At 42.7% G+C, this 2,153-nt stretch carries 1 protein-coding gene; it reads right to left on the reverse strand.

Annotation, left to right across the window (positions count from 1 at the left end):
* Positions 1–76 precede the first annotated feature (76 nt).
* A partial coding sequence (locus B3763_RS18490) for an ABC transporter permease (protein WP_286748335.1) occupies positions 77–2,153 on the reverse strand: 2,077 nt, incomplete at its 5' end.

Raw genomic sequence — 2,153 nt, forward strand, 5'->3', positions numbered from 1 at the left:
TTTAGTTTAAGTGGAGTGGTTCATGGTGGTACGGTATTCTATGAACCTAAAACATGGAGCTTTGAACTGGTCTGTTCTATTCATCTCTCAATGAGTCTACAGGGTTGGCACTAGCTGTCCTGAACGATTGCACCGTTACTGTTAGTAAGGCTATGGACAGAGTAAGCAGTGTAGGCGCTAAAAACAACAAAGCACCCAGGTTTATTCGAAACGCAAAATTCGACAACCAATCATCCAGAAAATAATAAGCTACAGGTATGGCCACTAGTGAAGCCAAAAGCACCAGTTTGGTAAAACTGAGGTTAAGCATGTAGACTAGCTGACCTACAGTAGCTCCTAGTACTTTTCGTACCCCTATTTCTTTTTGTCGTTGTTGAGCAGAAAGATGGGCCATTCCGAAAAGGCCAAGACAAGAAATAATGATGGCAATTACTGATGCTGTTGTAATTATCGATTTCCAACGCTTTTCTTCTCCATAACTATTTCGGTTAATTTCTTCCTGGAAGAAGAATTGCAAAGGGGTGTAAGGATCAACCTTTCTCCATATTTCGTTTAGTGTTGCCTCTAATTGAGTACTGTATTCCGGTTGGTAGCGCATGCTAATAGACCCAAAGTCTCCATTGTCGGGGTTGCCGGCAATCATTACTACAGGAGATACTCCATTCTTGGCAGAAGAATAAATGAAGTCCTTTACCACTCCAACAATCCTGTACTGATCTTTGGCATCATCACCCCCGCCCCCAGTTAAAAATGTGCCTACAGCGTCACCTTCTATTCCTGCTTTTTCAATAAAGTTTTCGGTCACAATTAGGTTGGTCAATGTATCTGTCCCTTTAAGGTACACATCGCGCAAGGGTTTCAGGTTTCTTCCAGCTACCAGATCAAGGTCCATCAGATGAATGAAATTGGTATCCACTTCTGTGTAGGCCGAGAAAAATTCTTTATTGTTATAACCCAACGAAGTGGCCGATCCAAAGCCATCAGAATATGAGGTCATAGAAATATTTGGGTTCTTTAAAAGCTCGGACATTATCACACCGGCCTGCGACCGATTACCACCCAACTGCATTACAGCCATGTTTTTATCTTCATAGCCCAAATCCGTATTCAGCAGAAAGGAAATCTGCCTATTCATGGCCAGGGTGCCAATAACCAGAATAGCTGCTATAGCAAACTGAAAGAGCACAAGTCCTTTGGTAAGGTATTGACGCCCTTGCAGCTTAACTTTTCCACTCAGGCTTTTAAGTATCTGAAAACGTGCCACCACAAAGGCTGGATAAGCCCCTGCCAACAAAGCACTTAATGCAACTACTCCCAGGCAGGCCAATACAAGATAGGCATCTTGAATAATGCCTGAAGAGAATGATTTATTGGTTAATTGGCTAAAGGTGGGTAAGAAAAGTTCGGCCAGAATGAGTCCTAGAACAAAGGCTATGATAGATATGTACAAGGCCTCTCCTAAAAATTGCCAGGCCACTTGCTTTTTGCGCGCGCCCAGTACTTTTCGAATACCAATTTCTTTGGCGCGTGGTATTGAACGCGCTACTGATAGGTTGGCAAAATTGATGCAGGCCAGTAACAAAATTAGAAAACCAATACCTGATAGTATGTAAGAATAGGTGGGGTTGCTGGAACTTCTCAATCCTGCCGAGCTGGAGATTTCCTTATCGAGATGAATGGAGGTAAAAGCCTGAAGCTTACTATCTATGTTTCTTGCCCATTCACCTTCTTTTTCATCGGGGTTTAGTGTAAGCCGAACTTCTTTTAATTTTTGCTCAAGAAGCTGAATGTCGACATTTTCCTTATCTAATAGGACCACCGAAGTATAGCCAATATTTGACCACGCCCTTGTCGGGTTTCTGACTGGACGAACTCGCTCAAACTTCTGCCATGAAAAATAGGCCTGTCCATATAAAGAACTATTGTGAGGTAAGTCTTCAAAAACGGCATCAATCACGTACTTCTCTACATTTCCTTCCAGTTTAATGTTTAGTTGTCTGCCGGCCACCTTTACCGAGCCAAAATACTTCTCGGCCATAGTTCGATTAATCACCACAGAGTTGATGTTGGAGAGTGCCTCTTCTAAAGAGCCATCCAACACCCTAAAGTCGAATATGCGGAATGTACCGGGGTCTGTATAAAACGAGCCATAT

It is taken from the genome of Roseivirga sp. UBA1976 (assembly GCF_002336325.1).
Taxonomy (GTDB): Bacteria; Bacteroidota; Bacteroidia; order Cytophagales; family Cyclobacteriaceae; genus Roseivirga; species Roseivirga thermotolerans.